Below are 26,482 nucleotides of genomic sequence, written 5' to 3'. Positions count from 1 at the left end.
GTCGCCATGGGCGAGTACGGAATCTACATCGTCGTCTTTCTCGCGGTTCTGATTTTCTCTGGCGTTACGTCGGAGCTGATGTTTCGCAGACGCGAGGTTGGCGTCCGGTTGTCGGAGGCGACTGCGAAGCGAGGCGTCGACGATCTTCAACTCGGAGACGGCACGCTTGTCGATCTGGGCGAGGCGGAGAACCGACTAATTCGCCGCTATTTCGAAATCACGCGGCGGGACCAGAATGCTAACTCCACCCAGAACCGATTGATCCGTGCCGGATATTTCGGGGCCAGAGCGGTTACCGTGTTTCAAGTGGTGCGTGCGCTCCTTTGCGGTATTGTCACGGTGGGGGCTGCCTGGGCCCTGAACCGCTTCGCCCCCGAGATGTCCCGGCTTGCGGTCCTGCTTGTGGCGATGATCGCGACCGGTATCGCCTTCGTGCTCGTCAATATCTACATCGACCGGCGCGGCGACGCCAAGGAGCGGGAATACCGACGGCTCTTTCCCGATTTCATGGACATGCTGATCGTGTGCCTTGACGCGGGCATGAGCCTTGAGGCGGCTGCGAACCGCGTCGCGCGCGAATTCGTGCAGAAACAACAGGATTTTGGTCTGCATCTTTCAATCATGATGCTTGAAGTGCGCGGTGGCCGCCGCTTACGCGACGCCCTGGCCAACCTCGCGACGCGTTTGCGGATCGATGAAGCGCGCGTGCTCGCCGTACTCTTTCGACAGTCGGAAGAGCTCGGAACCAGCGTCACCCAGACGCTGCGTGTCTACAGCAAGGAAATGCGTGATCTCAGGATCGTGCGGGCAGAGGAGAAGGCCAATGCCCTGCCGATCAAGATGCTGTTGCCGCTCGGCGCCTTCCTCTTTCCCGTCAGTCTCATCATCGTACTCGTCCCCGTCGTCATTCGCGTCATCAACCTCCTCTCCGGCCTCCGCGCCGGTGGATAGGTAGGAGCAAGACTCCATGCAATATTTGCCCAGCCAAGACCGTGAAGACTTTGCTCTCGCGCTTGATCCGCGCATGCCGATGGTACCGCTGAGTCTCGACGAATGCGGGCTGGAATTGTCGTTCCTGTTGCGGCTTGCCGCGAAATGCGCAACCGAGCAGGACACGGTTACGGCTTCGCATCTTTCTGACCGGATGAAGCTTTCGAAGGTGCTGACGAACTTTCTCATCAAGGAATTGGTGAAGCTGTCCTTTCTCGAGGCGCGGGGGTTGGCGGGGGACGATGTCAAGTCCGACATCCGCTATGCCCTTTCGATCAAGGGCTTGGAATATGCGCAGGCGGCCCAGCGGCAGTCGGAGTATGTTGGCCCGGCCCCCGTGTCACTCGACGCCTTCTGTCGCCAGATCGCTGTGCAGTCAATCCATCACGAACGCGTCACTCCCGAGCGGCTTGTCCGAAGCCTGGACGGGCTGGTGCTGTCGCCGGCATTGGTCGAGAAGCTGGGACCGGCGGTCAATTCGGGCCGTTCCATCCTTCTCTATGGTCCGCCGGGCAACGGTAAGACGAGCATTGCCGAGCGGACCTCCGAGCTTTTCATCCAGACGATCTGGGTGCCCTACGCCATTGAGGTCGGTGGCTACGTCATCAGTTTCTATGACGAGGCGACGCATCAGGCCGTGCGAGAGCCGATGACTAAACCGCACCCGAAGGCCGATCAACGGTGGGTGGAATGCCGGCGGCCGATCATCAAGACTGGTGGCGAACTCACCCTCGAATTGCTTGACCTGACCCACAACCCGGCATCCAACGTCTACGAAGCACCGGTGCACCTGAAGGCCTCGGGTGGGGTCTTCATCATCGATGATTTCGGGCGTCAGCAGGACCGACCGCAAGCGCTTATCAACCGCTGGATCGTGCCGCTTGAGCGTGGTTACGACTTTCTGACATTGCATACCGGCAAGAAGTTCAAGGTGCCCTTCGACGAGCTCGTCGTCTTTTCGACCAACATTCCGCCCCGGGAGCTTTCCGATGAAGCCGGCCTGCGCCGCCTCAAATATAAGATATATGTGAATAACCCATCGCGGGATGAATATGTTCGAATCTTCGACTCCTATGCCCGCGCGGTCGCCGTAGACTTGGCGCGCGATGATTTGCACGTTTTCTATGAACGGAAGTACCGAGGGGATACGCTGGCGTCCTGTTACCATCCTAAATACCTCCTGGATTTCATCTCCTCCTATTGCGAGTTCAACGACCTGCCGAAGGTCGCGTCGGTGGAGATGCTTGAGCGGGCTTGGGGAGGGGTGTTCGCATTGGATTAGGCGGGCGAGCGCTCGGCAGGGGCAGCTTTGTTAAGGAATATCTGAAATGCTCGTGCAGGCCGGTCATCGACGCAAAAGTGCAGGACATATAAGGCGAGTGCGGTCCATCTGGATCACGCGGGGTTTTGGGGATAGATGAAGTCAGGGCTGCGGCCCGGTTTGCTGACGGAGGAAATCGATGACGCATATTTCGAATGTCGATGTCGAAATCGAGCCCGACGTCGAATTGCGGCGCAGAGAGCACGGTGCGAAGGAGCCAGGCCGCTCGAGAAGCATGCCGATCATAGCGCTGGGACTCATGCTGCTGCCGCTAAACGCCGGAATCTTGCTTTACACCGCAAAGAATGCTGCAGACGTTCGTGAAAGCCGAGACACCCTTTCTGCTCTCAAACGCTCGATCGACGGCCTGAAGCAGCAGATCAGCAAACAAGCCGTGAACATCGCCAGCGGGGCCAAGGCAGATGATTTGGCGGCCGTTCGCAAGTCCGTTGAGGAGTTGCAGAAGGATGTCGCCGACCTCGATGACCGTATGACCCCAAGCATGTTCGCATCCAGCGGCAGCATGATCATCAGCGCACCCGGGAAAGAAGTGCCCCAGCGCCTGTCACCATCATCCTATTCGGTTTCCGCTCCGCAATCCGCTGTAGATGATGTCCTTGCCGCAGCCGATCCCCAGGGCGGTTCCATCGCCAACTTGCCGCGCTACGAGCGGACTGTCTCGGCGGATGGCAAGCTCGTTCTAAGAAAGGTGCACTAGATTGAGCCCCCTTGGCGCGGGGTCTCACCTGTAACTTCTTCGATGAGTCGTCGAAGGAGCAATGGTTGTCTCAATACAATAGCCTAGCATTCTTCATTCGCAGAAGTATTGCCGGCGCGTTCGTCCTCAGTAGAAGCTCAGGTAAGTGTGTTAGCTCCAAGGCGGCTTGGCGCCGACGGACGAGCGCGAGCGGCGACAGCCAGTTACCGCTGCGCGTATTTGACGCTGTTCTTCATCAACTCGAGGTTCCTCGCCGTGGTCTCGTTCGAGGGGTCGATCTCATATGCTTTCAGGAAGTAGGTTCGAGCCCCGGGCAAGTCACCACGCAGCAGGTGGGAGTAGCCGATATTGTTGTAGTAGACGGCGGTGCCGCCGATCATCTTGGACAGCTGCGCATAGGCGCGATCGGAAGTATCAAACCGGCCGATCATGTCAGAAGAAGCCGCAAAGCCTAACCAAGCGGCAGGATCCCGTGGAAAGACCTCGACCGCCCGTTTGTAGATCGCGTAGGACTTTCCGTAGTTCTTCTCCTGGAACTGGAGCTTGCCCGTGGTCACCAGTTCATCGTCCTTGTAGAAGGCAACCGCCGAATCATCGTTGAGAGTTTTCGCGCTATCGCCGAAGGCGGCGACATCGTCGAGTGCATCTGATTGGCACCCGGCCACGATCAGCACCCCTGCGAGCAGCGTAACGCGGCCTATTTTGCTCCGAGACATTTCCATTACGTTCCCCCAATTGCCGGCATCCTAGCCTCGCCTAGAAATGAGCTCACCGGAAATCTTCCGGAAAAATAGCTAATAAAGATAGAATTGAATTTGGGAGTCGCAATAAAGAGACACCTGCCGGCCGGCCGGTCGCATCCGCCCCTGCAATTCCGCCTTGTCGCCCAGATATTCAATCGGTGGAATTGACAGATGACGCGGAGGGGGCCGTCAGGCGGCAAGATATTCTGCTCCAGCCGGCAAATCGCGTAAGCCTCGATTAAGCATCATCTTATATTTTGGTCTGATACAAGCCAGATGGGTGCACGGGGGCTGAAGGAATAGAGTATGCGCGCCTTAGTTTTGACCGTGATTCGACTGGGGCCATGCGGAGCCTACATGGCGGCGACCATCTCGCTTCTCAGCGTCGCGTTACTGTGCAGTACTCCGTCCAGCCCACTCGTGTGGGCCGTGTACACGACCATGTTGCCGACGACGCGCACGCTTATACTGACGCTTGTAACCGCTTCCGACATGGTCTTCTGGGGCGTGACCTTTACGCTTCTTGTCGCCGCCGCGGTTGGCGGTTATCTCGCGGTTCGGCCGGAGCGACATCTGCGGCTGCGCTTCATTCATGCGCACGCGGCGCTCATCGCCTCCGGGCTCGCTGTGCTCCAGATATCGCAAAACAGCGCAGGGCTCGCCAATCTTTCGTTTTCGCAACTTCCGCCAGTTGGCTGGTCACTCGTCAACGGCTCGTCTGCGGCCTTCGCCTTGTTCGTTCTGATCCTCTTGGCCTGCGTTAGCGCTCACGCGGCCATCATCAAGAGCTTCCGTTTCGCTCGTCATTGCACCCAATGAAATGACGAGCCTGCCGAGGATGTCTTTTTAACAAGAGTTCACGAACTTCATATACGGGATCGAGGATCTCGCTTCACGCATTGATCTGATGCTATGCGATCAAGCGGACGGCTCTCGGTAAGGAGTTGCGGAAAGTCGTCCAAGCTGCCGCCGGAAAATTGTCTATTTTTGCGGCTGTAGGTTGATCGGACGCTACTCACATCAAGGCGAAATTATTAAGAGCACTTATGGAGCCACCTTCAATCGTCAACGACTTGGCCTCGATCATCCAGACGTCCCTGGCGCCTGTCTTCCTGCTCGCCGGCACAGCCGGTTTTGTCAATGTCTATACGACACGTCTCGGCAGGGTCTCGGATCGGGTTAACGAGGTGGGGGAAAAGGATGGCGACGGTGAAGCGCGGCGCTTACAACTGGACTATCTGCGCCGGCGGACGTTTGCCCTGGAGATAGCGGTCGCTTTGGGAACCTTGGCTGCGATCTGTACCGGCTGCGCGATCCTTAATCTGCTTGCCGGCGCGCTCGCGCTCGGGTTCCGCGAGGAAAATCTGTTCTGGTTCTTCGGCGGTGCGATCGTCTCGCTCATCGTCTCGCTCGTGGCGTTCCTGTTTGAGATGCTCATCGCCGGGCGGAACATGCTGCGCCAGATGCGGAAGGATCAATCGGCTGCCGGGCGCGATTGAACTTCGTGAGACGACGGAGATAAAGCTGGCAAGACCGACGACAAATTGAGGATGGTTCGCGACGCACTCAAGCGGCTCCGTTTTAAGGTGCAAATTCTCTGGTCGCATCAAGCATTCCGGACACACGCTCGGCAACCCAGTCTGTATGGGCGAGGTAGAGGCGCTAGGCCGTTAGTTTGAAGGTTCTGGGTCTTGACCCCGGCAATCGGCGGTTGACTAAATATTAGAAACTGCGATTGAATGGCGGCAGGGGACATCCATGACGGTTTTGCTCAATGACGGTGCTTCTTTCCTCGTTCGGCAGGGCTGCCGCTGACTATCGGTTAGCCTATACGATCCTCATGGCGCACGCTGCGGCTATGGCGAGCCTGATTTGGTATCCTGATGTCGAACCGCGTTATCAAACAGCATCGCTCTATGTGAACTGGTCGTTTTCGGCAGTTTCGAGCATGGCGTCGCTCTACATGCTTTGGACAGTGCTCACGATGCTAGCACGAAGGGAAGAGCACCCGACGGCGGCACTGAAGGCGCACATGGAAAAAATTCTGCTAGCGAACGATAGGTTGGCACACGCAACACATTCGACCGCAATCGTTGTCGCGATGATCTTTGTGTTCAGTACCGTCAAGTCGACGATTCCGGCGATCGTCCCATTCTCTTGGGACGAGAGCCTGATCCGACTGGATCGGACGTTTCCGTGGATCGGTAATCATGAGCTGCGGTTGCGGTACATCTTGACGACCTTGCTGACCTGGTTCGTAGGCGGCATCTTGGCACTCCTGTTATCGTCGTCTGGGCCTTGTTTTGTGGAACTTCTTTACGGTGACGACACATACGCGCCCTTGATGGCGCTGCTCAGGAACGTCGACGCTGCCACCGGGGTGGTGACCTCCGGTATTTCAGCAATGCCCAGCCTCCATGTCGCGGTTGCCGTGATCATCGCATGTGTGACCCGGCAGCGAGGTGGCGTGTGTCGCAAGATTGGCTTGGTCTATGCCGTCACGATCTACATCGGCTCGATCCAGCTCGGCTGGCACTACGCGACCGACGGAATCATTGGGGGCGGCATAGCGCTCCTGTTTTGGAAAGCGTCTGGGTATCTGACGGACCGGTCCCTGTCCGGACGCCTCGAGCCGCCTGAAGCAGTCTGAGGGATGTGACAATGTTTAGTCCTCAAGCATTTGTGAGCGCATTGATTGCTGGTGCACGCCGAGATGCTACGGTTGTATTGTTGTCGATCGCTTATTTACTTCTAGCAATTATCGTCCTTGAAATGGCGCCTAGCACCTGGATTGGGTATTTCTTCGTTTCCTCGGTGGGCCTAGTCTCGATAACTGTATTATTCGCGGCAGGCGTCAGGGGGGGCTACCATGTTCTGGTCAATCGCGTAGACCGACCGATTACCGCGATCATCCGAGACATCCGTGGCGTATCATTCGCAACGGCGACGTCCTATCTTCCTGTTGGCTTCGCACAAGTGATCCTTATAAGCGTATTCTGGCCGTGGAAAGCTCGTTTGCCTGCGTTCTCCTGGGACGAGGCGCTGAGCGATCTTGATCGAACACTTCACTTTGGCTGGCTCCCTTGGCAGTGGCTTCAGCCGGTCTTGGGCTATTGGCCGGTGACATTCCTGCTCAGCATGAACTACAGTATATGGTTCATGGTGATGTGGACCTTCTGGATGGCCCTTGCATTCAGCGAGCGACCTCAGCGCACTCAGTTTCTCGTCACTTTTGCGTTGCTGTGGATCTTTCTCGGTAGCGTCCTGGCGACGGCGTTCGCATCCGCCGGTCCATGTTTTTTCGGCAACCTAGGGCTCGGGGGCAACCCGTATGCCGGTCTGATGTCCTATCTCGAGGCTGCTGACCAAAGCGCGCCGATCTTTGCCCTTGACGTCCAAGGCCTGCTTTGGAAGGGGTACGCTGGTTCAGGCGCCGAAATGGGCATTTCTGCCATGCCCAGCCTTCACAACGCTACGGCGCTCTTGATGGTCCTAGCCTCAAGAAGCTTTCACCCCACCATACAATGGGCGCTCAAGATCCATTTTGTTCTGATATTTTTGGGGTCGATACACCTGGGCTGGCACTATGCCGTTGATGCCTACGTCTCCTATGCGGCGACACTAATGATCTGGTTCGGGATTGCATCGCGGTTCCTATCCCGTACGCTGATGCCGCACGCCGTTTTGGGTGCGCCCGAACCGCTAGCCCTGGTAGCGGAACCTCCACTTCATAACCAGTTCTCTTCGCGAGAGGGATAAACATAGGTATGGATAAGCCTGAGACTAAGGAAAGGACGGCGCGCCAAGGACTGCCAGCGAGCTGGCGCAGAGGTTTTGGTCCAACACAGCTGCGCGGGGTCCTTCCGGGCAGGATGAGCTTGACTACGGTCAAGTCGGGGCGGGCTTGGCTCCCAAGAGAAGAGAGAGTTGGTCGTCTATCGAGACAGTATCGGAAACGTTGCCGGGCGTTTTGTGCCGGGCAAGCCCAGTCGACTGTAATTGCAGGCAGCGGGAAAATGGACGAGAAAGGATCTGGCTGCAGCGCGGTATACGGTATACCGCAGGACCGGGTGCGTTTTGCCGAGCAGTTGGGATAGACGGTCTGATCCCGAGGCGTCGCCTCATGTCGGCCTTTGATCCGAAGCGAGCGTTCTCCTTGACGACTTGTCTTCTTTCTTCCGATACCGTCACTCGACTTGCGCGAACAGGTGGCGAAACATGGCGATGCTTCTGGTTCCGGGTTTCATGCTCGACGCCGATCTTTGGCGTGACGTGGTTCCCCCGCTGAGCGAATTTGGCACCGCCACATACGCTGATCTTTCGCAGGACAGTTCCATACCGGCCATGGCCCGCCGCGCCCTGTCGGAAGCACCGTCGACGTTCGTGTTGGTCGGATTCTCCATGGGGGGATACGTCGCTCGGGAAATCGTCCGGCAGGCTGCCGACCGGGTAACCGCCCTCATCCTCATCGCGACATCCGCACGCGGCGACAGCGATGTAGAGCTTCAGCGGAAGGCCGCAATCGCTGGACAAGCGGGCGGTGCCGTGTTCAAGGGGCTGAGCCGGACGGCCGTAGTCTCGTCGCTGCATCCTGACAATGCCGAGCGGGCAGACATTATCGAACGCATCCAAGCGGCGGGGCAGCGGTTGGGAGGTGAAGTGTTTCGCCGGCAGTCGCTGATCGACCGGCGAGACGAACGGGATGATCTGAAAACGATCCGGTGTCCAACCCTCGTCATCGCGGGGGAGCAGGACCGATTGAGGTCGCGAACCGAAGCGCTTGAGCTGCGTCACGGTATCGCCGGCTCAGACTTCGAAATTATCGAACACACCGGACACATGGTTCCCATGGAGGCGCCGCAACGCCTCGCCAAGGTCATCGCGGAATGGCTCGACCGACAACGCGCCGGAAGCTGATGAACACTTTTTTGGCGTGGTATCAAGCCACGCCATGCCTGGAGCGGTTGGGCGGTGTTGGCCGCCCATTTGATTGACGTCTCCTACGCGAGGCGCTTAGAGCGCAATGACCGCCTCGATCTCGACCTTTGCACCCTTTGGAAGCGCGCTGACTTCGTAGCAGGCGCGTGCGGGGAAAGGCTTGGAGAAGAATCCCGCATAGACCTTGTTGATTTCGGCGAAGTTGCCGAGGTCGGTCAAAAGGACCGTTGTCTTGACGGTGTTGGTGAGGCTCGTGCCGGCGGCGGCGGCGATCGCGGCAAGGTTCTTGAGGCACTGATCGGCCTGCGCGATCGGGTCATCCGAGTTGAATTCGCCGGTTGCTGGATCGATCGGCAGCTGGCCGGAGACGAACAGCAGACTGCCGACCTTGATCGCCTGCGAGAAGGGGCCGACGGCGCCCGGCGCGTCGTTCGTGTGGATTTCCTGGATCATGATTTGTTTCCTCGAAAGGGATTGAACAGAGCCGCTTACGCGTAGCGAGCAATTGCGAGATCGGTTGCGTCGATCTCAGGTTTGCGGCCGCTGACGAGATCGGCGATCACCCGAGCCGAACCGGAGCTCATCGTCCAGCCGAGCGTGCCGTGACCGGTGTTGAGATAGAGGCCCGCGACCCTCGTCGCACCGATGACCGGCGTGCCATCCGGCGTCATCGGGCGAAGGCCCGACCAGAAGCTGGCCTTAGACACGTCACCGCCAGGGAAGAGGTCGGTGACGGAATGCTGCAGTGTGAGGCGGCGGGGCTCGCCGAGATCGTTGGTATAACCGGAGATTTCGGCCATGCCGCCGACGCGGATGCGATCACCGAGCCTTGTGATGGCGATCTTGAAGGTCTCGTCCATCACAGTCGATTCCGGCGCACGCGACGCGTCGGTGATAGGGATCGTCAGCGAATAGCCCTTGACCGGATAGACCGGCAGACGGATGCCGTGTGGCCTGACGAGCAGCGGCGAGAAGCTGCCGAGCGCCACGACAACGGCGTCGGCCTGCAGCGTTCCGTGCGCAGTGACGACGCCGCGTATGCGGCCGCCCTCGACGTCGAGGCCACGGATGATGCTGCCATAATTGAAGCGCACGCCGAGTTCTTCAGTCCTCTTCGCGAGAGCATTGCTGAACTTGAAGCAGTCGCCGGTCTCGTCCTTCGGTGTCAGCAGGCCGCCGACGATCTTTTCGCGCACGTGCTTCAGCGCCGGCTCGACCCGGATGCAGCCGTCGCGGTCCAGCACCTCGTAAGGAATGCCGTCGGCGGCGAGCGCCTTGACGTCCTTTCCGCAGGCATCGAGCTGCTGCTGTGTGCGGAACAATTGCAGCGTGCCCTGCATCCGCTCGTCATAGGCGATGCCGGTCTCTGTGCGCAGTGTGGCGAGTGAGATGCGGCTGTAGTCGGCGAGGCGCAACATGCGGCTCTTGTTGATGGCGTAGCGCTTGGACGTGCAGTTGGAGAGCATCCTCACCATCCACGACAGCATGGCGGTGTCGACCTTCGGGCGCAGGATCAGAGGTGCATGCTCCATGAACAGCCACTTCATCGCCTTCATCGGAATGCCGGGCGCGGCCCAGGGTGAGCAGTAGCCGAAAGAGACTTCGCCGGCATTGGCGAAGCTCGTCTCCAAGGCGGGACCGGGCTGACGGTCGATGACCGTCACCTCATGTCCTGCCTTGGCAAGCTGGTAGGCGGACGTCACGCCGATGATGCCGGCGCCGAGAACGATAACTTTCATGATGTCCTCACGGGAGAAGAGAAGGGGTCAGCGGTATTGCCGCTCGTAGCGCTGGCCGAGGCCGGTCAGGATTTCGTAGGAGATGGTGCCGGCGTCGCGCGCAAGGTCTTCAAGCGTTTGATTGGGTCCGAGCACTTCCACGAGGCTGCCGAGGTGAAGGCGACCTTCCGGCAAAGCGGAGATGTCGATGGTGATGCTGTCCATCGAGACCCGGCCGACGATCGGCAGGCGAATGCCGTCGCAATAGACGGCGCCGCGGCCGCTCAGGCCGCGCGGCAGGCCATCGGCATAGCCGGCGGCAATGGTGGCAAGGCGGGTTTCTCCCGCGGCAATATGGGTGCCGCTGTAGCCGACGCGCGCCCCGGCAGGCACGGTGCGGGTCTGCACGACAGCCAAATCGAGGCGCAGGACGGGTTCCATCGGATTGAGCTGGTTGGCGGTCGGCGCGCCGCCGTAGAGTGCGATGCCGGGACGGGCAAGTACACCATGATAGGGTCTGCCGAGGAAGATGCCGCCCGAATTTGCGAAGCACAGGTCGAACTCGGGGAATTCAGCCGTGATGCGGTTCATCTCGGCGAGCTGACTTCCGTTCTGCTCGCTCTCGGCCTCGTCGGCCGAGGCGAGGTGGCTCATAATGAACTGGACATCAATGCTACCGCTTGCTGTCAGCAGGCTGGCAACGGCGGCGCGTTCTGCCGGTGGAACGCCGAGGCGCGACATGCCGGTATCGAATTGCAGAGCCGCCGGCAGCTTGCCGCCGAGCGCCTTTGCAGTCTCGTTCCAGCGCTGCAACTGCTCCAGCGAATTGATGACCGGTACGATGCCGTGCTCAGCGCAGGCAGTTTCATTGCCGGGCTGGAGGCCATTCAACACATAGACGGTGGCATCGGCTGCGAGACTTGTCTGCAGGCGCAGGGCTTCAACGAATTGGGCGACGAAGAAGTGACGGCAGCCTTGCTGGTAGAGCCTTGCGGCGACACGGTTGGCGCCGAGCCCATAGGCATCCGCCTTGACGACCGCGGCTGCGCGCGCAGGCGCTACCTCAGCCGCCAGCTTTTCATAGTTGCGAGCAATGGCCCCTAGATCGATGGCCAGGTAGCCCGATGCGCCGCTCGTGGCGGTCGCCGTACCTTGCCTTCTTGCCTGTATTGCCCCGTCCATTTCAGTCTCCCCCATGTTGGCGGGAGATTAGTGAAACGATCGTGAAATTGCCAAGGAAAGAATGATTGATCGTTGCGTGAAATCATGTTCATTGAAAGAAACGATAATGAATTGGAATAATCTGCAATGGCCGCACTTGATGCGATAGACCGCAACATTCTTCGTCTGCTTCGTCTCGATGCCCGACGCAGCAATGCGAGCCTTGCCGCCGAAGTCGGCCTTTCGCCATCGGCCTGCCTCAGGCGCATAAAACTGATGGAGCAGGCCGGAGTTATCCGTGGCTACACCGCGCTGGTAGACACATCTAACGTCGAGGCCACCATTGCGGTGATCATCAACATCACGCTTGATCGCCAGACAGAGGATTATCTCGATCGCTTCGAGGCCGCGATACGCAGGCACCCCGAAATAAAGGAGTGTTTCCTGATGACCGGCGGATCGGATTATCTATTGCGCGTCGAAGTCGCCAATGCCGGCGAGTTCGAGCGCATTCACAAGGAAATCCTTTCAGCTCTTCCCGGTGTTTCGCGAATACATTCGAGTTTTGCGATCCGTAACGTGCTCGCGACGCGAACCAATACTAAGCGCCCCATGCGGCCGTAGAGACGACGAGGCGGCGGCGCAGATTCTGCTTGCGCGCCGTGCACACGCGTGCAAATGTGCACGCGTGTGCAATGGAGTCCCACTGATGAACGATCAAAATCCGCGCTATTCGAATGATCTCGCAGGGCGAGCGTCGTTATGTCGGGACGTCATTCGATCCGCTGGCGAGCTGGTGCTCGCCGGTTTCAAGGAGAGTTTCAGGCGCGGCTTCTCGTTGAAGGGTCCTCAGGACTTTCTGACCGAGACCGATGCTGCGTCCGAGGCTCACATCCGTCAGGCGATTGCGACACACTTCCCGGGCGATGCATTTCTGGGAGAGGAAGGCGGCGGCTTGATCGCCGAGCGCATGTGGGTCGTCGACCCGGTGGATGGCACTGCGAATTTTGCGCGCGGGATACCGCATTTCTGCATCTCGATCACCTATGTGGAGCGGGGCAGGGCAGAGATCGGCGCCATCTATAATCCCGCTCAGGACGAACTCTATTTTTGTCGAAGGGGGGCTGGAGCGACATTGAACGAAAAACCCATCGGCATCTCGTCGACGGTCGCATTCGATGCGGCCACCATCGAAATGGGATGGTCACGCCGCGTGCCGGACGAGACCTACCTCGAAACCATGCGGCGGATGCTCGCGAAAGGAGCCAATGTCCGACGCGGCGCGTCGGGCGCACTTGCGCTTGCCTATGTTGCCGACGGGCGCTCGGACGCCTATGTGGAATTGCATATGAACTCATGGGATTGTCTCGCCGGGCTCCTGCTCGTGGCCGAAGCGGGCGGTGTCGTGTGCCCCTTCATGGAGATCGGCAGCCTTCAGGAGGGAGGGCCGGTGCTTGCATCGACGCCGGCCATCGCTGCTGGTGTGAGCGAGGCTTCGGGCATTCCGGTCAGCGCCTGCGAAATGACGGCTGCGCTTCAATCGGCCTGAGCCAACGAATGGCGGGATCACCGGCCGAACGACGCGTTCGCCGCCCTAAAAGGAAACACCAATGAATGCACCGGTATACGCGCGCGCCGCAATCAGTCTGATCGCAAAGGGGCTCGGACCGCTCAGCGCCTATCTCTATATCGGCGGTAGCGACGGCGCGCGCGACATGGATCTGCTCAAACGCCATGGGATTACCATCGTCGTCAATTGCGCGGTCAACTTGGATATCAATCTGGTGCGCGAAGAGGAAATTGCAGTCAACGATGACCTCTGTGCGAGTGGTTACGCCGACATACGCTACTACAAGCTCGGCATGATTGACGGCGACGGGAGCCCGGACACGATGATGCTCGGCGCTTACTACATTCTCGATGGCGCTTTGCGCCAGACGATGCCGAAACGCTCAACCTACCCCTTCGTCGACGGCGGCAACATTCTGGTCAATTGCCGCGGCGGGCGTAGTCGCTCCGTATCGTTGGTGGCGCTTTTTCTGCACAAGCAACAGCCGCATCTGTTTCCAACGCTGGACGCCGCAGTCGCCCACATCCGGGAGCACCGCGAACTGAGGCCGGACGAATGGTTCGAGACGCCGAAGCCCATGCTGTACGAAGCGGCAAGGCGTGCCTCCGCCTGGATCGATCTCGTCGAAACATCGCGTGCGCAGGTCAATTCCAATGGCTGATTTGCCGCGGATCGCCGTCATTGCCGATGCTCACTTTCATGATCTTGAGGGTAACTTCGAATTTCCCGCCATCGAGGTCGATGGCGAAAGGCTGGCCGTCAGAAGCTGGGCCGACACGCGCGAATCCACCCGCGTTTTCAACGAGAGTGCGAAGGCATTGGACGAGGCGCTTGCAGAGGTGCTTCGGCGCGACATCAGGCATGTCGTCCTTCTCGGCGACTACACGGATGACGGCCAGCGGCAAACCGCAGAGCGCCTGCGCACCATTCTGGAGCGGCATGAACGCGAGAATGATATGCGCTTCTACGCACTCCCCGGCAACCACGACATTTTCGGCCCCAAGGGCCGCCATCACACCAAGCAGTTCCTCGATGTGAATGACGCGAGGGTCCTCGTCACCAGCGATGAGGAGAAGGCCGGCCCCGGCACCCACACGACGCCGTCCATGTATTGCGAGGGGTACCCGACGGGCCTCGCGCCTATGGCCGCATTCGGATACTTCCGAAGGTCCGACGATATCCATTGGGAGACGCCGTTCGGCGCATCGGACAAGGTCGAAGACCGCATCTACGACGTTTCGTCTCCTGATGGCAGAAACCGCTACGCGCTGATGGACGCTTCCTATCTGGTCGAGCCGGAGCCCGGTCTCTGGCTGATGATGATCGACGCCAATGTATTCGAGCCGCGCGACGGCACGTTCCGAGAAGGCGAAGAGGCGGCTTTCGTCGATAGTACCGGTGCCGGCTGGAACGCGCTTTTGAAGCTGAAGCCGTTCATCATCGATTGGATCGCCGACGTGTCGGCACGCGCCCGCAGGCTCGGAAAGACGCTCCTCGCCTTTTCGCACTATCCGGTGCTCGATCCCTTTGACGGGGCGACGGGTGCCGAGGGCGTGCTCTTCGGCGAGACAAACATTGCCCGCAGGACGCCACGCGAGGCCGTCGCGCAGGCGCTGATCGGCGCCGGGATGACGGTGCATTTCAGCGGGCATCTGCATGTCGAGGGCCTCACCCGCCGAGAGTGGAACGGAAGTCCACTCACCAATATCGCCGTGCCGTCGCTGGTGGCCTTTCCGCCAGCCTTCAAGATAGTCGAGCCATCCGCCTCTGCCCTGCTGGTCGAAACCGTCGAGCTGTCCTCCAGCGCCGTCGATCCGCGCATCTCGTGTGCCTACAAGCGTGAAATGGTCCACCTCACCGAAGAAGCTGATAATGCCCTTGACGTCTCCGACTACGGATCGTTCCTGAAAGCGCATAAACGCGCCCTGGTTCAGCATCGCTACTTTCCCAAGGAATGGCCGAAGGAAGTCGTCGACGAAATTTCCGGGCTCACAGTCGAAGGTATCTGCGAACGCCTCGGTGGTCCCGGTACGATAGTAGATGTGGTCGCGGCGTGCGCGCTCGAAGATGCCGGTCAGTTGGCTCGCCTCGATATGCTCGAATTGATCGCCGATTGGTATTGTCTGCGGCAGGCCGCCGTGCTTGCGCTCGACAAGATCCCCGCGACGCGCCTCAGGCTCTATCGAGCGCTTGCTGCACGGTTCGGTAGTGCTGCGGAAGGTGGCTGGGACGGCTCGACCGACGGCTTCCTGTCGATCTTCTTCGGTGCGTTTGACGCCTTTCTTGATCGTGCCGAAGCAGGCAGTCTTCGCATCCACATCGAGGGCACGCCCTCCAACGTGGAGGCGGCCTGAACATGGTCCACCAGCTGTCGGTCACGGCCGCCTCGGTTGCACCTCCGGCGACCTTTGTCGAACTGCGGGAGTCCTGTCGCCTCGGTGTACGACAGTTGAAGGGCGGGCGGCTGGAGGTGGCGAAGTTCGTACTTGGCCATCCCTATGACGTTGCCTTTGCGAGCGCGCGTGAAGTGGCCGAGCGCAGCGGCGTCTCGACGACGACGGTGATGCGCCTCGTCAACGATCTTGGCTTCGAAAACTACGCTGCCTTTCAGCAGTTGTTCCGGGCCGAATTGCTTCGGGGCCGGCAGTAGGGCTGCTCAAGGGGAGGGAGCCGTGGATTCGGCGATCGTCAGCATCAATCTCTTCGGCGCCGTGGCTCTGCTTCTGTTCGGTCTCGGTCTGGTGCGTGACGGCATGCAGCGCGCCTTCGGTGCTCGCCTGAAGGCGGGTCTGGCGGCCGGTACCCGCAGCGGTTGCCGCTCCTTTTTCGCCGGCCTGATCGCAACCATCGCTCTCCAGAGCTCCACCGCTACGGCCCTGATGGTCGCTTCCTTCGTCGAACGCGACCTGATCCTGCCGCGCATGGCGCAAGTCGTGCTGCTCGGCGCCAATGTCGGAACGGCGATGACCGCCTGGATCGTCGCATTGGGCCTTGGCTGGCTTTCGCCGCTCCTGTTGCTGTCGGGAGTAGTCGTCGGGCGCGGAAGCTCGAACCTACGCAAAGGTACGGACGCTGCCCTTGTCGGCATTGGGCTGATGTTGCTATCGCTGCATCTCATCGGCGGCGCGACGGAGCCGCTGCACGCATCGGCCGCGCTTTCGGTCTTTCTCGCGCTGCTCGACAATGCCTGGCCGGTCGCGCTGATCATGTCCGCGGCACTCGCCGTCCTTGCCTCATCGAGCCTTGCGGTGGTGGTGCTGATCCTTTCGCTCGCTGCTTCCGGCGGAATTTCAACGGGTCTGCTCGTCGTACTCGTACTCGGCGCCAATCTCGGCGGCGCCGTGCCTCCGGTTCTCGCCACCTTGCATGCGGCGCCGAGCGCCCGGCGTGTCGCGCTTGGAAATCTGATTGTCCGGGCAGTCGGTTGCCTTCTGGCGCTGCCGCTGGCTATTCCGGCCAATTGCTCGAACTATTATCCCTGTCGCATGACAACGTACCGGTCGACGCGCATCTCGGCCTCAATTTCGCGCTGGCGGTCCTGGCTGCCCCCTTCGCCCGGCCGCTTGCCCGCCTGACCGCGCGGCTTTTGCCGGATCTGGCGAAAGCCCAGAATGGCCCATTGTTTCTGCAACAGGGTCGATCTGCAGACGCTGGTTGCGGCCCTTGCCGGAGCCAGCCGGGAGGTCCTCGGCGTCGGCGACATGTTTCGCGCTTCACATTCGAGCGGAAGAACTTCTTTTAATCCGGAATCAAGTTCACGGCCAAGCGGAAGCGCAACCCTGCTTTCCTTGGTGCGAACCAGCCATCCCTGATTTGGGAGGCAGGCAGAAGCGGTTCATCAAAACGTCCCTGATTTCACTAGCCATTCGCTACTGTCGCCGGAGCTCACAGCTCCGATTAGCTTCAACTTTTTCTTCGCGCCCGTGGCGGTTGGAGAGGGGCATGTCTGAGGTCGCACGACTGGAATGTTGAAGCTCTTCCCAACGAGAGCGCTCGCATCAATTTTCGGACACCTAAGATCGGCAACCAACATCGGCAGAAAGGTGCGCGTATTGGCCGTATCAGATTGATCTAAATACGAAATTTACGATAGCGATATCGGCAATTTAGAACTTGTTTGACGTCCATGAAAGATCGGCAACCAACATCGGCAATTTTCTTGATTTAAGCGCGCTAAGATACTAATTATTATCAGTTTTCAAGAAATATAAGATCGGCAAAAGATGGAAGAATTCCCGACCCGCATTGAACCTGCCTTTTTCGAAGATAGCATCCCGTCCGTCCTTTCTGATCTCGTTGTCGAGATTCAGGCGGCAGCGTCTGACTTGGGCCGGGGCTTGCACAACGACGCTGCCTTCGAATTGTCAGACCTCGTCCGCGTGATAAATTGCTATTACTCGAACTTGATCGAGGGGCACAACACGCGGCCCAAGGACATCGAGCGTGCACTGGCTGGTGCTGAGCTTGAAGAGGCTACTAGGCCATTGGCGTTAGAAGCCAAAGCTCACGTCATCGTTCAGAGAGAAATTGACCGCCTGAACCATCGCGGTGCATTGCCGCCACCTACATCAGCCGAGTTCATTTCCTGGGTCCATCGCCGTTTCTACGACGAGATGCCAGCGGAGTTCCGTTTCGTCGAGCGGCCTGACGGGACGAAAGCCGAGATTGTACCAGGCGTATTCCGTTCTAAAAGCGTGGATGACGTGGCGGTTGGACGACATCAGCCACCTTCATCTCAGTACGTCATCGCGTTCATGGAACACTTTGCTAAACGCTATAAGGCGGCACAGACTGGAGCCACGAATAGGATTATCGCGATTGCAGCTGCTCACCACCGCCTGAACTTCATCCATCCTTTCACGGACGGAAATGGTCGTGTCAGCAGGTTAATGTCTCACGCGATGGCCCAAAACGCAGGGGTAGGCGGAAAGGGCCTGTGGTCAATCTCTCGCGGACTTGCCCGAGGCCTGAAAGACAAAACCGAATACAAAAGCATGATGGACCACGCCGACCAGCAAAGGATGAGCGACAGAGACGGCCGGGGCAATCTGTCGACGAAAGCGCTTCAGGACTATTGCGAATGGTTTCTTTCGGTCGCGCTCGACCAAATCAAGTTCTCGAACGCCGTTTTCGCCTTTGACACACTTGAAGGACGTTATCGGAAGCTGGTTGAGTCTCTAATAGACGACAAGAGGGCTCCTGATGTGATTTCCGCTGTCCTGAAGCACGGAACAATGGATCGTGGCGACATGAGCCTGGTCACGAGGACCTCGGAACGCACTGCGCGCAATACCCTCAAAGAGTTGCTTGATATTGGATTCTTGAAGTCTGCTTCGCCCAAAACACCTGTGCGCATCGCTTTTCCGCTAGACTACCGAGACCGACTTTTCCCAAATCTCTTCGCGGATGTTGAGGTGGAGGCGCCAAAGCCGAAAATTCCAACGTTTCTCAGGTAAGCTGAAAAGCCCAGCGCAGCAGTATTGCATTTCATGGCTGCGCCAGATGCAGAATTCAAAAAGCGGATTGATTACGTTCCCATGCTCCTTCAGTCGACAGAGACAAGATACATTCTTGGAAGAATCGCCACCGAAGAACTGGCGACATCCGATGGCATGGAAGTTGATTGGCGTGCCGTCGAGGATCGCGTTATCGCTGAAGCCATGGGGGAATATGGATATTCGCGAACGGCGGTTATCGAAGACCTCTCTACCTTTAGCCCCGGAACGTTGACCGAAAATCAAAAAAGCGAGCTGAAACTACGTGTCTACGATGCAGCGCCAGAGCTTGTAGCCAAATACAATCGACGATTTGAAGGGCGAAGGCCTAAGCGCTAGGTAGAGGAGGTTTCCCAACCCGACGATCCCCACCCATCGTTTCTGAATGGCTTTGTAGGGGCTCATTCCTGACAGCAGGCGGTCTTTTGCATCGAGCGGCTGATATCGTCGACTGTGCCATTAATCTCGAGCACATCGGCATCATCGAAAAGGGTCTTCTGGCCGAACTTGCAAAGAAGATCACCCGAGGCCTGACCTTTTCCCGCGACGGCCACGAAGAACTATCGCGGCTGTTCGCGGTCACGATCGACAACCTGCGCATGGCGCAGGCGGTATTTGCCACGCGCGACAACGCCATGGCGCGGCGCCTTGTCGAAGCGAAAGAAGATGTTCGCAGATTGGAGCGCCAATCGGCGGAACGACATCTGCAGCGGTTGCGCGACGGACGTGCCGAAAGCATCGAAACCAGTTCGCTGCATCTCGACATGCTGCGCGACCTGAAGCGCATCAATGCGCACATCGCCTCGGTCGCCCATCCGATGATCGACAGCCGTATCCGACAGGCGGTTTCCTGAAGAGGCGATCTAGCGTCTTGCCGTCTTGCGCTCGACCATCGCAACCGGAACCACTTGAAGCCGCGTTTCCATCTCGTCGGATTCGAGCGCCGCGAGCACGTGATCGGTCAACGCGGAGAAGGATTGGGCGACGGTAGTCAGTTCGTAGCTCTTCCAGCCGGCCTGCGGGATGTCGTCGAAACCGACGACGGACAGATCGGCCGGGATGCGGCGATGCATTTCGGTACGCGCCGCATCAAGAAAGCCGAGTGCCAAGAGATCGGTGACGCAGAACGCGCCATCGATCGCTTCGTCCACGAGCACTTCGCAGCCAGCCTGGTAGCCGGTCTCATAACTGGTCGTGCCGCCCGACCAGGCGACAACCTCGACGCCGGCCGTCGCCATCTTCTGTTTGAACGCCGTGGTGCGGCGAACCTGGGCGGGCGTCTGGCTGCCGCTCGAAATCACCGCCACTTTCTTGCAACGTGCTTCGATCAAGCGGAGAGCCGCAAGATCCGCGCCACGGCTGTCGTCGCTCAGCACCATGCTCGTGTCGGTACGATCGAGTTTCTGGTTGATGAGGACCAGCCTGACACCGTTGGCGATGCACTGATCGACGATCGATTCCGGGGGTTCGCCCGAGAGGACGACGATCGCCTGTGCCCGGAACTCGAACAAAAGCTCGATCAGCGGCGCGATATCCTTGCGAGCATCGGCCGCATTGAGCAGCAGGCACTGCAAGCCGCGGCGCAGCAGGCCGATGCTGAGCAGATCGAGCTGTTTCGCATGGAAGGGCGAACTGAGATTGGCGCCGACCACGCCGATGAGGTTGGACCGGTCGTTGTTCAAGCCTTGTGCGAGACGGTTGACCCGGTAGCCGAGGTCCCTGGCCGCCTTCAGAACCTTGCGCCGCACAGCCTGGGATACGCTGGCTCCGGGCGTGAAGGTTCTCGATACCGCGGAGCGCGAAACGCCCGCGCGTTTTGCAACCTCCTCAGCCGTCACGAAGCCTCTTGCCATGCCTCTCCCCTGCAGAATCAGACGGTTCCCATCAGGGCCACAAAAGCCGGCCCATTCCAACGAAAAAGTGCAAACGAGCGCGCGGAACACTTCATCCGCCGGTCCGGACGATCACCCTTAGTCGCGCGCGGATACCTCCGGATCCTTGACCGTTGGAGGTTCCGGAACAGACCGCCGAACCGCCAATGATCACGTGTTCGTAAAACAATACACTTGGGTCGACAAAATATCAAATAAAACAAGATATTAGATCATTGCTCACGTGTGCATTTTTTTGTTGACAAGCGACCCTCTCCATTGGATCATGCGTTCCATGGATGGCGCTAAATTAGAATTTTTGTTCCATTCATGTTCGTAAGGATGCCGGCGCGGTTGAGGAGCCGATGCCGACATCAGACAGGCCTTTCGCGCCTGTCTGCGAACGGGGAGGATTGGATGCCCGATAGACCCGACGGACTCGGGATTGTGTACGGCTTCTTGCTTGTGTCGGCGCCACCCGGTGGCGCGTCATTTCAGTTTCCCCGTTTGCAGTCCTCAAGGTCCGTCCGGCGTCAGTCGCCGCGGCACGATGCGCATGTCGAGTTCCAAGGAGGTGACATGACCTTATTGACAGAAACAGCCAAGGCATCCGCGGTGCCGGTCGATGCAGCGGCGCCGACGGCCTGGCAACGTTGGCGGTATCGCATGAAGGTCGCCTCCCGGGAGCCGACGACATTGATCGGCGTCCTCACAGCTCTCCTGTTCACCTATCTCATCGTCGTGCCAATTATTTCGATCGTCTTGGATTCAGTTCGGGTTCAGTTCGGTCACGAGCGGCGGCTGGGCAAGGATTTTGGTGATCTGACGCTCTACTATCTTGATCGTGCGTTCCTTTCACCTGTTTCGGTTGATCTCTTCTGGCGGCCCCTCCTGAACACCCTGTCGGTCGCCCTCGGGGCCATCAGCCTGTCGCTACTGATCGGGACTGTGCTCGCATGGTTGATCAGCCGAACAGATATGTTTGGGCGCCGCTGGTTCGCGACCGCGCTCATAGTGCCGTACATGCTGCCAGCCTGGACCTTCGCGCTCGCCTGGACGACGCTCTTCAAGAACAGGACGGTTGGCGGCCAACCAGGGTGGTTCGAGGCGATGGGGCTGACGCCGCCCGATTGGGTCGCCTATGGTCGCTTCCCGATCATCGTTATCCTGGCGCTGCACTATACGCCGTTCGTCATCCTGCTGTTTGGTTCGGCTCTTCGCCGTTTCGACTCGCAGCTCGAAGACTCCGCGCGCATCCTGGGAGCCAAGCGTTACCAGGTGGCGATCCAGATCATCCTGCCGCTGATGCGCCCGGCGCTGCTGTCCTCCATGGTGCTGATCTTCGCCAAATGCCTCGGCGAGTTCGGCGTACCCTATGTCCTCGGCCTGCCGGTCAAGTTCGAAGTGCTCTCGACGTCTCTCTTCCGCAGCATCGCCTCCCGGCAGACGGGCGTTGCCGGTGTTGTCGCGGCCTCGATCATGCTGATCGGCATCATTACCCTGATGATCGACGCCCGGCTTGTCCGCGAAGCCAGACGGTTTGTCACCGTCGGCTCGAAGGGCTCGATGAACCGCCAGAGCCGGCTTGGCACGTATCGTCTGCCGGCGACGGGTTTCGCCGCGCTCATCTTCCTGCTGAGCGTCGGGTTGCCGCTGCTCACCCTGTTCCTGTCCACCATCATGAAGCTGCCGGCGCAGTTTACACTCGACAACTTCACGCTCGACTACTGGATCGGCCGTGATCTCAACACCGTGGCACTGCAGACAGGCATCCTCTTGAGCCCGGACCTCTGGGCTGCCGCCAAGAACACGCTCATGATCGTCGGTCTTGCCTCGCTGACCTCCGGCATCCTCGGCCTGCTCGTCGGCTATGTCGTCATCCGCACACCGGTCAAAGCGCTGTCGGTCTATCTGCGCCAAGTGACCTTCCTGCCCTATCTGGTGCCCGGCATCGCCTTCGCCGCCGCCTACCTCTCGCTCTTTGCCGTGCCGCGCGGGCCAATGCCCGCTCTCTACGGCACGGTCACGATCCTGATCCTGGCGCTGACTGCCGACCAGATGCCCTATGCCTCGCGCGCCGGTATTTCCGCCATGACCCAACTCGGCAAGGATCCCGAAGAGGCCGCCCAGATCGCTGGCGCCGGCTGGTTCCGACGGATGATCTCGATCGTCATCCCGATCCAGAAGGGGTCGCTCGTCACCGGCGTGTTGCTGCCGTTCATCTCCGGCATCAAGGGCTTAAGCCTCTTCGTCATCCTCGCCGTGCCGAGCACCGATGTGCTGACGACCTACTCGCTCAGGCTCGTCGACTACCACTACACCCAGGCGGCAAACGCGGTGGTGCTGATCATCGCCGCCATCGCCTATCTCGGAACCCTGGCAGCCCAGAAGCTGACCAAGACTAACCTTGCAGAAGGACTCGGAAGCTGATGCCCACCATCAATCTCAGCGGTGCTCAGAAGAACTATGGCGTGAATTCCGCCAATGCCGTTTCGAACCTCGACCTCGAAATTCGCGACGGTGAGTTCATGTGCCTGCTCGGGCCGTCCGGTTGCGGCAAGACCACGACGCTGCGTATGATCGCCGGCCTCGAAAACCTTTCCGATGGAGAAATCCGCATTGGCGAGCGGGTGGTGGACTCGGTCAGGGCAGGTGTGTTCATACCGCCGGAAAAGCGCGAGATGGGGCTTGTTTTCCAGAGCTACGCTCTGTGGCCGCATCTGACCATCGAACGCAATACCGATTTTGGTCTGCGCCTGCGCAAGCTGCCGAAGGAAGAGCGCGAGCAGCGGGTCGAGAAGGTCATGCAAGCGCTCGACATCGCCAAGTATCGCGACCGCTACCCCTCGCAGCTTTCTGGCGGCCAGCAGCAGCGTGTGGCGCTTGCCCGGATGCTCGCGGTCAATCCGGGCGTGCTTCTGCTCGACGAGCCGCTCTCCAACCTCGATGCGCGGCTGCGTCTCGAAATGCGGGCGGAGCTCAAGCGCATCCACAAGGAATTCAAGACGACGATCGTCTTCGTGACGCACGACCAATGGGAAGCAATGACGCTGGCGACCACGATTGCCGTCATGAACGAAGGCACGTTGCAGCAGATGGGCACGCCGAACGATATCTACGACCGCCCCGCCAATCGCTTCGTCGCAGAATTCGTCGGCAGCCCGCCGATCAATATCCTGACCTTCGGATCGTCCGCATCGGCGATGTCGCGGGCCGCCGCAGCCTATCTCGGCGAGCGCTATCCGTCGTTGCGCGGCGTCGGTTCTATCGGCATCCGGCCGGAAGCGATCGGCTACGCGACAAAGGACGGGGATGTTCCGGCCGGAAGCTTCACAGGTGAGATGAAGGTGACCGGCGTCCTTCCGACCGGCGGCAGCTGGATCCTTGAACTCAGGAACGACAACGACACGCTGTTCCTGACGACCAATGCGCTCCCGCGCGTCGAGACCGGATCCAGGGTCGATTTTTTTGCGCCACCCGATGCGCTGCACGTCTTCGACAAAGACGGCCAGCGCATCGCCGACGCGGACGCGCTTCTGCGCGCGAGCACGCTGAACTGAGGCGCTTCGGCGCCGAACACCAGACCGAAACATAATCTGAGGGAGGAACAGACGATGCAATTTCGGAAGACTGACAGGACAAGACGGGCAATCAGACGCGCGTTGCTGGCATCGGCCATCGTCACACTGGGTGGCCCGGCGCTGGCGGAGGAGACGTTCGATCTCAACGCGCTGATCGAGGCTGCGCGCAAGGAGCCGCCGATCACGGTCTACGACAGCACCGGCAAGATCGTCGAAATGGCCAAGGCCTTTGCCGAGAAATACGGGGTGGGCGCCGAGGGTTCCAAGGTCAAGGCGACAGCACAGCTCGAGATGATCATTCGCGAAGCCCGAGCCAACAATATCCAGGGCGATGTCTCGATCATCAGCGACGCGCCGGCCGCGATGGCGCAGCTCATTCCGCAGGGCTTTGCCGAGAGCTGGCTGCCGCCGGACCTCGCATCGAAGATTTCCGCGCAATACCACGACCCGCTCACCGTGGTCACCAGCGCCAATGTCTGGGCCTACAACACCGAACTCTTCGACAAGTGTCCGGTCACGAACATCTGGCAGCTGACCGGACCGGAGTGGAAGGGCAAGGTCGCGATGCAGGACCCGCTCGGCAAGGCGTCCTATGTCGACTGGTTCAACCAGATGGCCAAGCACGGCGACGACAAGGTTGCCGCCGCCTATAAGGAGCTCTATGCCAAGGACCTCCAAACCGACGACGGCAGTGCAACCGCCGCCTGGGTGAAGGCGCTTGCCGCCAATGCTCCGCTCCTGACCGATGCCGATGCGGCGGCTGCCGACGCCGTCGGGGCGCCCGGTCAATCGCAGCCGTTCATGGGACTGATGAGTTCCGCGAAGTTCCGTGACAATGCCGAGAAGGGCATGAAGCTCGGGCTTTGCAAGGACCTGAAGCCGTGGCTCGGTTGGATGTATCCGGGTGTCGGGCTGATCACCAAGGGCACCAACAGCCCGAATGCTTCGAAGCTCTTCATCCACTATGTGATGACCGCCGAAGGCATCGCCCCGCAGGCCGAAGACGGGAAGATGTCGACGAACAAGGATGTCTCGCTGCCTGCCGACGAACCGTCCGGCATCGGCGCCGTCCTCGACCAGGTCATGCCTTATGAGATGTCGACCAGCCTCGACGACTGGGACGCGCGCGAAACCTGGCAGGACCTCTGGCGCATCAACTACCAGAAGTGAAGCGAGCTCCGAGGATAGTTTTATGAGCACTCAAATCATGGGGTCCCGTCGGCTGGGAGCGGTTGTGTCCGTCACCGCCTTGGGTATGGCGGCCGTTGTATCCGTCGCTTCCGCAGCCAAAGGCGAGGAAATCTTCGATCTTGAAGCGACGATCGCGGCGGCAAAGAAAGAACCGCCGATCACAGTCTATGCCGTGACCGGCAAAATCGTCGATACTGTCAAAGACTTCACCGAAAAATACGGAATTGAAGCAAATGGCAAGAAGGTGAATGAGGCGACACAGGTCGAACTCATGATCCGCGAGCATCAGGCGGGCAACGCCGTCGGCGATGTCAGCCTCGCCATGGATGTTGCTTCCGCAGTCGGGCAGATTCTGCCTGAAGGCATCGCTACCAGCTGGACGCCGCCCGATCTTGCGGGTGACATTGCCGAGACGTCGCGCAACCCGTTGGTGGTCGTCTCCGATCCGCACGTGTGGACCTACAACACGGAGAAGTACGAGAAATGCCCCATTACCAACATCTGGCAGCTGACCGAGCCGGAATGGAAGGGGAAAGTCGCGATGCTCGATCTGTTCGACAAGCCGCTCTATGCGGATTGGTTCAATCAGATCGCTGCTCATCGCGACAACGACGTCGCGCGCGCCTATGAGGCGCACTACGGCAAGACGCTCGATACGCAAGGCGAGAGCGCAACGGCCGCTTGGGTCAAGGCATTCGCCGCAAACGGCCCGCTGCTCGCCGATTCATCGACCGTGGCCGAGGCCGCAGGTGCGCCCGGCCAGGCCGAGCCGTTCTTTGCGATTACCTCGACTGCAAAGTACCGGGAGAATGTCACCAAGGGACTGAAGCTCGGTATTTGTGCCGGAGTCGAGCCGTTCACGGGCTTCCTTTATCCCGGCTTTGGCTTGATCGCCGCCCAGACGAAGAGCCCGAACGCGGCGAAGCTTTTTGTTCGGTATCTCATGACCGCCGAGGGGATCGCGCCGCAGACCGTTGACGGAAAGGTCTCCGGCAACAGGACGATTGCCCTGCCTGCGGACGAGCCTTCCGGCGTCTCCAAACACCTCGGTGAACTGATGGTCTTTGATGCCGCGACGGCCGATGACGATCTCCAGAAGCGCGAAACCTGGCAAGACCTCTGGCGGATCAACTACCAGAAGTAGCTTCGTGAATTTGAAACGGTCTCCTTGGGAGGGGAAACCAT

24 protein-coding genes and 2 pseudogenes are annotated in these 26,482 nt (G+C 59.5%); 21 read left to right on the top strand and 5 right to left on the bottom strand.

Going from position 1 to position 26,482, the window contains the following annotated elements; all coding sequences use genetic code 11:
- Positions 1-6: 6 nt before the first annotated feature.
- The 3 genes from AC070A_RS20780 (at position 7) to AC070A_RS20770 (ending at position 3,029) form a co-directional block, all read left to right on the top strand.
- Positions 7-951 (top strand): type II secretion system F family protein, encoded by a 945-nt coding sequence (locus AC070A_RS20780; RefSeq protein ID WP_492384274.1) that lies wholly within the window; start codon positions 7-9, stop codon positions 949-951.
- A gap of 16 nt (positions 952-967) precedes the next feature.
- On the top strand, positions 968-2,272 hold the full coding sequence (locus AC070A_RS20775; protein WP_492384273.1) for a DUF8689 domain-containing protein: 1,305 nt from the start codon (positions 968-970) through the stop codon (positions 2,270-2,272).
- 178 nt (positions 2,273-2,450) lie between these two features.
- Positions 2,451-3,029, top strand: a complete 579-nt coding sequence (locus tag AC070A_RS20770; RefSeq protein WP_492384272.1) for a hypothetical protein — start codon at positions 2,451-2,453, stop codon at positions 3,027-3,029.
- 203 nt (positions 3,030-3,232) lie between these two features.
- On the opposite strand, the gene AC070A_RS20765 is transcribed toward AC070A_RS20770, so the two are convergent.
- The gene (locus tag AC070A_RS20765; protein WP_492384271.1) at positions 3,233-3,751 is read right to left on the bottom strand and encodes a tetratricopeptide repeat protein; all 519 of its coding nucleotides are present in this window, start codon (positions 3,749-3,751) and stop codon (positions 3,233-3,235) included.
- 378 nt (positions 3,752-4,129) lie between these two features.
- Between AC070A_RS20765 and AC070A_RS20760 the strand changes: the two genes are divergently transcribed.
- From AC070A_RS20760 to AC070A_RS20740, 5 genes are all read left to right on the top strand, one after another.
- Positions 4,130-4,591 (top strand): hypothetical protein, encoded by a 462-nt coding sequence (locus AC070A_RS20760; protein WP_492384270.1) that lies wholly within the window; start codon positions 4,130-4,132, stop codon positions 4,589-4,591.
- A 227-nt stretch (positions 4,592-4,818) separates the two neighbouring features.
- The gene (locus AC070A_RS20755) at positions 4,819-5,271 is read left to right on the top strand and encodes a DUF2721 domain-containing protein (protein WP_492384269.1); all 453 of its coding nucleotides are present in this window, start codon (positions 4,819-4,821) and stop codon (positions 5,269-5,271) included.
- 275 nt (positions 5,272-5,546) lie between these two features.
- A complete protein-coding gene (locus AC070A_RS20750; protein ID WP_492384268.1) occupies positions 5,547-6,422 on the top strand; it encodes a phosphatase PAP2 family protein in 876 nt (291 codons plus the stop codon).
- Between the two features lie 11 nt (positions 6,423-6,433).
- Positions 6,434-7,531, top strand: a complete 1,098-nt coding sequence (locus tag AC070A_RS20745; protein ID WP_492384267.1) for a phosphatase PAP2 family protein — start codon at positions 6,434-6,436, stop codon at positions 7,529-7,531.
- 459 nt (positions 7,532-7,990) lie between these two features.
- The gene (locus AC070A_RS20740) at positions 7,991-8,689 is read left to right on the top strand and encodes an alpha/beta fold hydrolase (RefSeq protein WP_492384266.1); all 699 of its coding nucleotides are present in this window, start codon (positions 7,991-7,993) and stop codon (positions 8,687-8,689) included.
- A 96-nt stretch (positions 8,690-8,785) separates the two neighbouring features.
- On the opposite strand, the gene AC070A_RS20735 is transcribed toward AC070A_RS20740, so the two are convergent.
- Genes AC070A_RS20735 through alr form a run of 3 tightly spaced genes read right to left on the bottom strand, consistent with a single transcriptional unit; the run spans position 8,786 to position 11,610 of the window.
- A complete protein-coding gene (locus AC070A_RS20735; RefSeq protein WP_492384265.1) occupies positions 8,786-9,163 on the bottom strand; it encodes a RidA family protein in 378 nt (125 codons plus the stop codon).
- Positions 9,164-9,198: 35 nt separating this feature from the next.
- Positions 9,199-10,449 carry a D-amino acid dehydrogenase gene (locus tag AC070A_RS20730; protein WP_492384264.1) on the bottom strand — a complete coding sequence of 417 codons (1,251 nt, stop codon included), beginning with the start codon at positions 10,447-10,449 and terminating at the stop codon, positions 9,199-9,201.
- Positions 10,450-10,476: 27 nt separating this feature from the next.
- On the bottom strand, positions 10,477-11,610 hold the full coding sequence (alr, locus tag AC070A_RS20725) for an alanine racemase (RefSeq protein WP_492384263.1): 1,134 nt from the start codon (positions 11,608-11,610) through the stop codon (positions 10,477-10,479).
- A 126-nt stretch (positions 11,611-11,736) separates the two neighbouring features.
- Here alr and AC070A_RS20720 point away from each other — a divergent pair, with 126 nt between their 5' ends.
- The 9 genes and pseudogenes from AC070A_RS20720 to AC070A_RS20680 form a co-directional block, all read left to right on the top strand.
- Complete coding sequence (locus tag AC070A_RS20720) at positions 11,737-12,213, top strand: Lrp/AsnC family transcriptional regulator (RefSeq protein WP_112946915.1); 477 nt, start codon at positions 11,737-11,739, stop codon at positions 12,211-12,213.
- 85 nt (positions 12,214-12,298) lie between these two features.
- Entirely contained in the window at positions 12,299-13,138 is an 840-nt protein-coding gene (locus tag AC070A_RS20715) for an inositol monophosphatase family protein (RefSeq protein ID WP_492384262.1), read from the top strand.
- A gap of 61 nt (positions 13,139-13,199) precedes the next feature.
- Entirely contained in the window at positions 13,200-13,820 is a 621-nt protein-coding gene (locus AC070A_RS20710) for a dual specificity protein phosphatase family protein (protein WP_492384261.1), read from the top strand.
- Positions 13,813-15,513 carry a metallophosphoesterase family protein gene (locus AC070A_RS20705; protein WP_492384260.1) on the top strand — a complete coding sequence of 567 codons (1,701 nt, stop codon included), beginning with the start codon at positions 13,813-13,815 and terminating at the stop codon, positions 15,511-15,513. The genes AC070A_RS20710 and AC070A_RS20705 overlap by 8 nt, the downstream gene beginning before the upstream one ends.
- A 2-nt stretch (positions 15,514-15,515) precedes the next feature.
- Complete coding sequence (locus AC070A_RS20700; RefSeq protein ID WP_492384259.1) at positions 15,516-15,809, top strand: MurR/RpiR family transcriptional regulator; 294 nt, start codon at positions 15,516-15,518, stop codon at positions 15,807-15,809.
- Between the two features lie 22 nt (positions 15,810-15,831).
- A pseudogene (locus tag AC070A_RS20695) lies at positions 15,832-16,863 on the top strand (Na/Pi cotransporter family protein); the annotation flags it as partial.
- A 519-nt stretch (positions 16,864-17,382) separates the two neighbouring features.
- A complete protein-coding gene (locus AC070A_RS20690) occupies positions 17,383-18,615 on the top strand; it encodes a Fic family protein (RefSeq protein WP_492384258.1) in 1,233 nt (410 codons plus the stop codon).
- 33 nt (positions 18,616-18,648) lie between these two features.
- Positions 18,649-18,993: a hypothetical protein gene (locus AC070A_RS20685; protein ID WP_492384257.1), complete on the top strand. Its 345-nt coding sequence runs from the start codon at positions 18,649-18,651 to the stop codon at positions 18,991-18,993.
- 92 nt (positions 18,994-19,085) lie between these two features.
- Positions 19,086-19,508: pseudogene (locus tag AC070A_RS20680) on the top strand (PhoU domain-containing protein); the annotation flags it as partial.
- 9 nt (positions 19,509-19,517) lie between these two features.
- Here AC070A_RS20680 and AC070A_RS20675 read toward each other — a convergent pair.
- On the bottom strand, positions 19,518-20,507 hold the full coding sequence (locus AC070A_RS20675) for a LacI family DNA-binding transcriptional regulator (RefSeq protein WP_492384256.1): 990 nt from the start codon (positions 20,505-20,507) through the stop codon (positions 19,518-19,520).
- A gap of 597 nt (positions 20,508-21,104) precedes the next feature.
- Here AC070A_RS20675 and AC070A_RS20670 point away from each other — a divergent pair.
- From AC070A_RS20670 to AC070A_RS20655, 4 genes are all read left to right on the top strand, one after another.
- Positions 21,105-22,955, top strand: coding sequence for an ABC transporter permease (locus AC070A_RS20670; protein ID WP_492384255.1), 1,851 nt, complete (start codon positions 21,105-21,107; stop codon positions 22,953-22,955).
- Positions 22,955-24,085: an ABC transporter ATP-binding protein gene (locus tag AC070A_RS20665; protein WP_492384254.1), complete on the top strand. Its 1,131-nt coding sequence runs from the start codon at positions 22,955-22,957 to the stop codon at positions 24,083-24,085. Before AC070A_RS20670 ends, AC070A_RS20665 begins: the two co-directional genes overlap by 1 nt.
- 54 nt (positions 24,086-24,139) lie before the next feature.
- Positions 24,140-25,276 (top strand): ABC transporter substrate-binding protein, encoded by a 1,137-nt coding sequence (locus tag AC070A_RS20660; protein ID WP_113476381.1) that lies wholly within the window; start codon positions 24,140-24,142, stop codon positions 25,274-25,276.
- 85 nt (positions 25,277-25,361) lie between these two features.
- A complete protein-coding gene (locus tag AC070A_RS20655) occupies positions 25,362-26,441 on the top strand; it encodes an ABC transporter substrate-binding protein (protein WP_492384423.1) in 1,080 nt (359 codons plus the stop codon).
- Positions 26,442-26,482: the final 41 nt, after the last annotated feature.

The organism is Ensifer sp. GW101-20A05, assembly GCF_059424735.1.
The sequence above is the reverse complement of the archived record's forward strand: the minus strand, read 5'-3'. Positions and strand labels throughout refer to the sequence as shown.

What these genes read in the sequence shown, in the direction of transcription:
- AC070A_RS20780 (WP_492384274.1), top strand. Translation starts at nt 7, where the DNA reads ATGGGCGAGTACGGAATCTACATCGTCGTCTTTCTCGCGGTTCTGATT.
- AC070A_RS20775 (WP_492384273.1), top strand. Translation starts at nt 968, where the DNA reads ATGCAATATTTGCCCAGCCAAGACCGTGAAGACTTTGCTCTCGCGCTT.
- AC070A_RS20770 (WP_492384272.1), top strand. Translation starts at nt 2,451, where the DNA reads ATGACGCATATTTCGAATGTCGATGTCGAAATCGAGCCCGACGTCGAA.
- AC070A_RS20765 (WP_492384271.1), bottom strand. Translation starts at nt 3,751, where the DNA reads ATGGAAATGTCTCGGAGCAAAATAGGCCGCGTTACGCTGCTCGCAGGG.
- AC070A_RS20760 (WP_492384270.1), top strand. Translation starts at nt 4,130, where the DNA reads ATGGCGGCGACCATCTCGCTTCTCAGCGTCGCGTTACTGTGCAGTACT.
- AC070A_RS20755 (WP_492384269.1), top strand. Translation starts at nt 4,819, where the DNA reads ATGGAGCCACCTTCAATCGTCAACGACTTGGCCTCGATCATCCAGACG.
- AC070A_RS20750 (WP_492384268.1), top strand. Translation starts at nt 5,547, where the DNA reads ATGACGGTGCTTCTTTCCTCGTTCGGCAGGGCTGCCGCTGACTATCGG.
- AC070A_RS20745 (WP_492384267.1), top strand. Translation starts at nt 6,434, where the DNA reads ATGTTTAGTCCTCAAGCATTTGTGAGCGCATTGATTGCTGGTGCACGC.
- AC070A_RS20740 (WP_492384266.1), top strand. Translation starts at nt 7,991, where the DNA reads ATGGCGATGCTTCTGGTTCCGGGTTTCATGCTCGACGCCGATCTTTGG.
- AC070A_RS20735 (WP_492384265.1), bottom strand. Translation starts at nt 9,163, where the DNA reads ATGATCCAGGAAATCCACACGAACGACGCGCCGGGCGCCGTCGGCCCC.
- AC070A_RS20730 (WP_492384264.1), bottom strand. Translation starts at nt 10,449, where the DNA reads ATGAAAGTTATCGTTCTCGGCGCCGGCATCATCGGCGTGACGTCCGCC.
- alr (WP_492384263.1), bottom strand. Translation starts at nt 11,610, where the DNA reads ATGGACGGGGCAATACAGGCAAGAAGGCAAGGTACGGCGACCGCCACG.
- AC070A_RS20720 (WP_112946915.1), top strand. Translation starts at nt 11,737, where the DNA reads ATGGCCGCACTTGATGCGATAGACCGCAACATTCTTCGTCTGCTTCGT.
- AC070A_RS20715 (WP_492384262.1), top strand. Translation starts at nt 12,299, where the DNA reads ATGAACGATCAAAATCCGCGCTATTCGAATGATCTCGCAGGGCGAGCG.
- AC070A_RS20710 (WP_492384261.1), top strand. Translation starts at nt 13,200, where the DNA reads ATGAATGCACCGGTATACGCGCGCGCCGCAATCAGTCTGATCGCAAAG.
- AC070A_RS20705 (WP_492384260.1), top strand. Translation starts at nt 13,813, where the DNA reads ATGGCTGATTTGCCGCGGATCGCCGTCATTGCCGATGCTCACTTTCAT.
- AC070A_RS20700 (WP_492384259.1), top strand. Translation starts at nt 15,516, where the DNA reads ATGGTCCACCAGCTGTCGGTCACGGCCGCCTCGGTTGCACCTCCGGCG.
- AC070A_RS20690 (WP_492384258.1), top strand. Translation starts at nt 17,383, where the DNA reads ATGGAAGAATTCCCGACCCGCATTGAACCTGCCTTTTTCGAAGATAGC.
- AC070A_RS20685 (WP_492384257.1), top strand. Translation starts at nt 18,649, where the DNA reads ATGGCTGCGCCAGATGCAGAATTCAAAAAGCGGATTGATTACGTTCCC.
- AC070A_RS20675 (WP_492384256.1), bottom strand. Translation starts at nt 20,507, where the DNA reads ATGGCAAGAGGCTTCGTGACGGCTGAGGAGGTTGCAAAACGCGCGGGC.
- AC070A_RS20670 (WP_492384255.1), top strand. Translation starts at nt 21,105, where the DNA reads ATGACCTTATTGACAGAAACAGCCAAGGCATCCGCGGTGCCGGTCGAT.
- AC070A_RS20665 (WP_492384254.1), top strand. Translation starts at nt 22,955, where the DNA reads ATGCCCACCATCAATCTCAGCGGTGCTCAGAAGAACTATGGCGTGAAT.
- AC070A_RS20660 (WP_113476381.1), top strand. Translation starts at nt 24,140, where the DNA reads ATGCAATTTCGGAAGACTGACAGGACAAGACGGGCAATCAGACGCGCG.
- AC070A_RS20655 (WP_492384423.1), top strand. Translation starts at nt 25,362, where the DNA reads ATGGCGGCCGTTGTATCCGTCGCTTCCGCAGCCAAAGGCGAGGAAATC.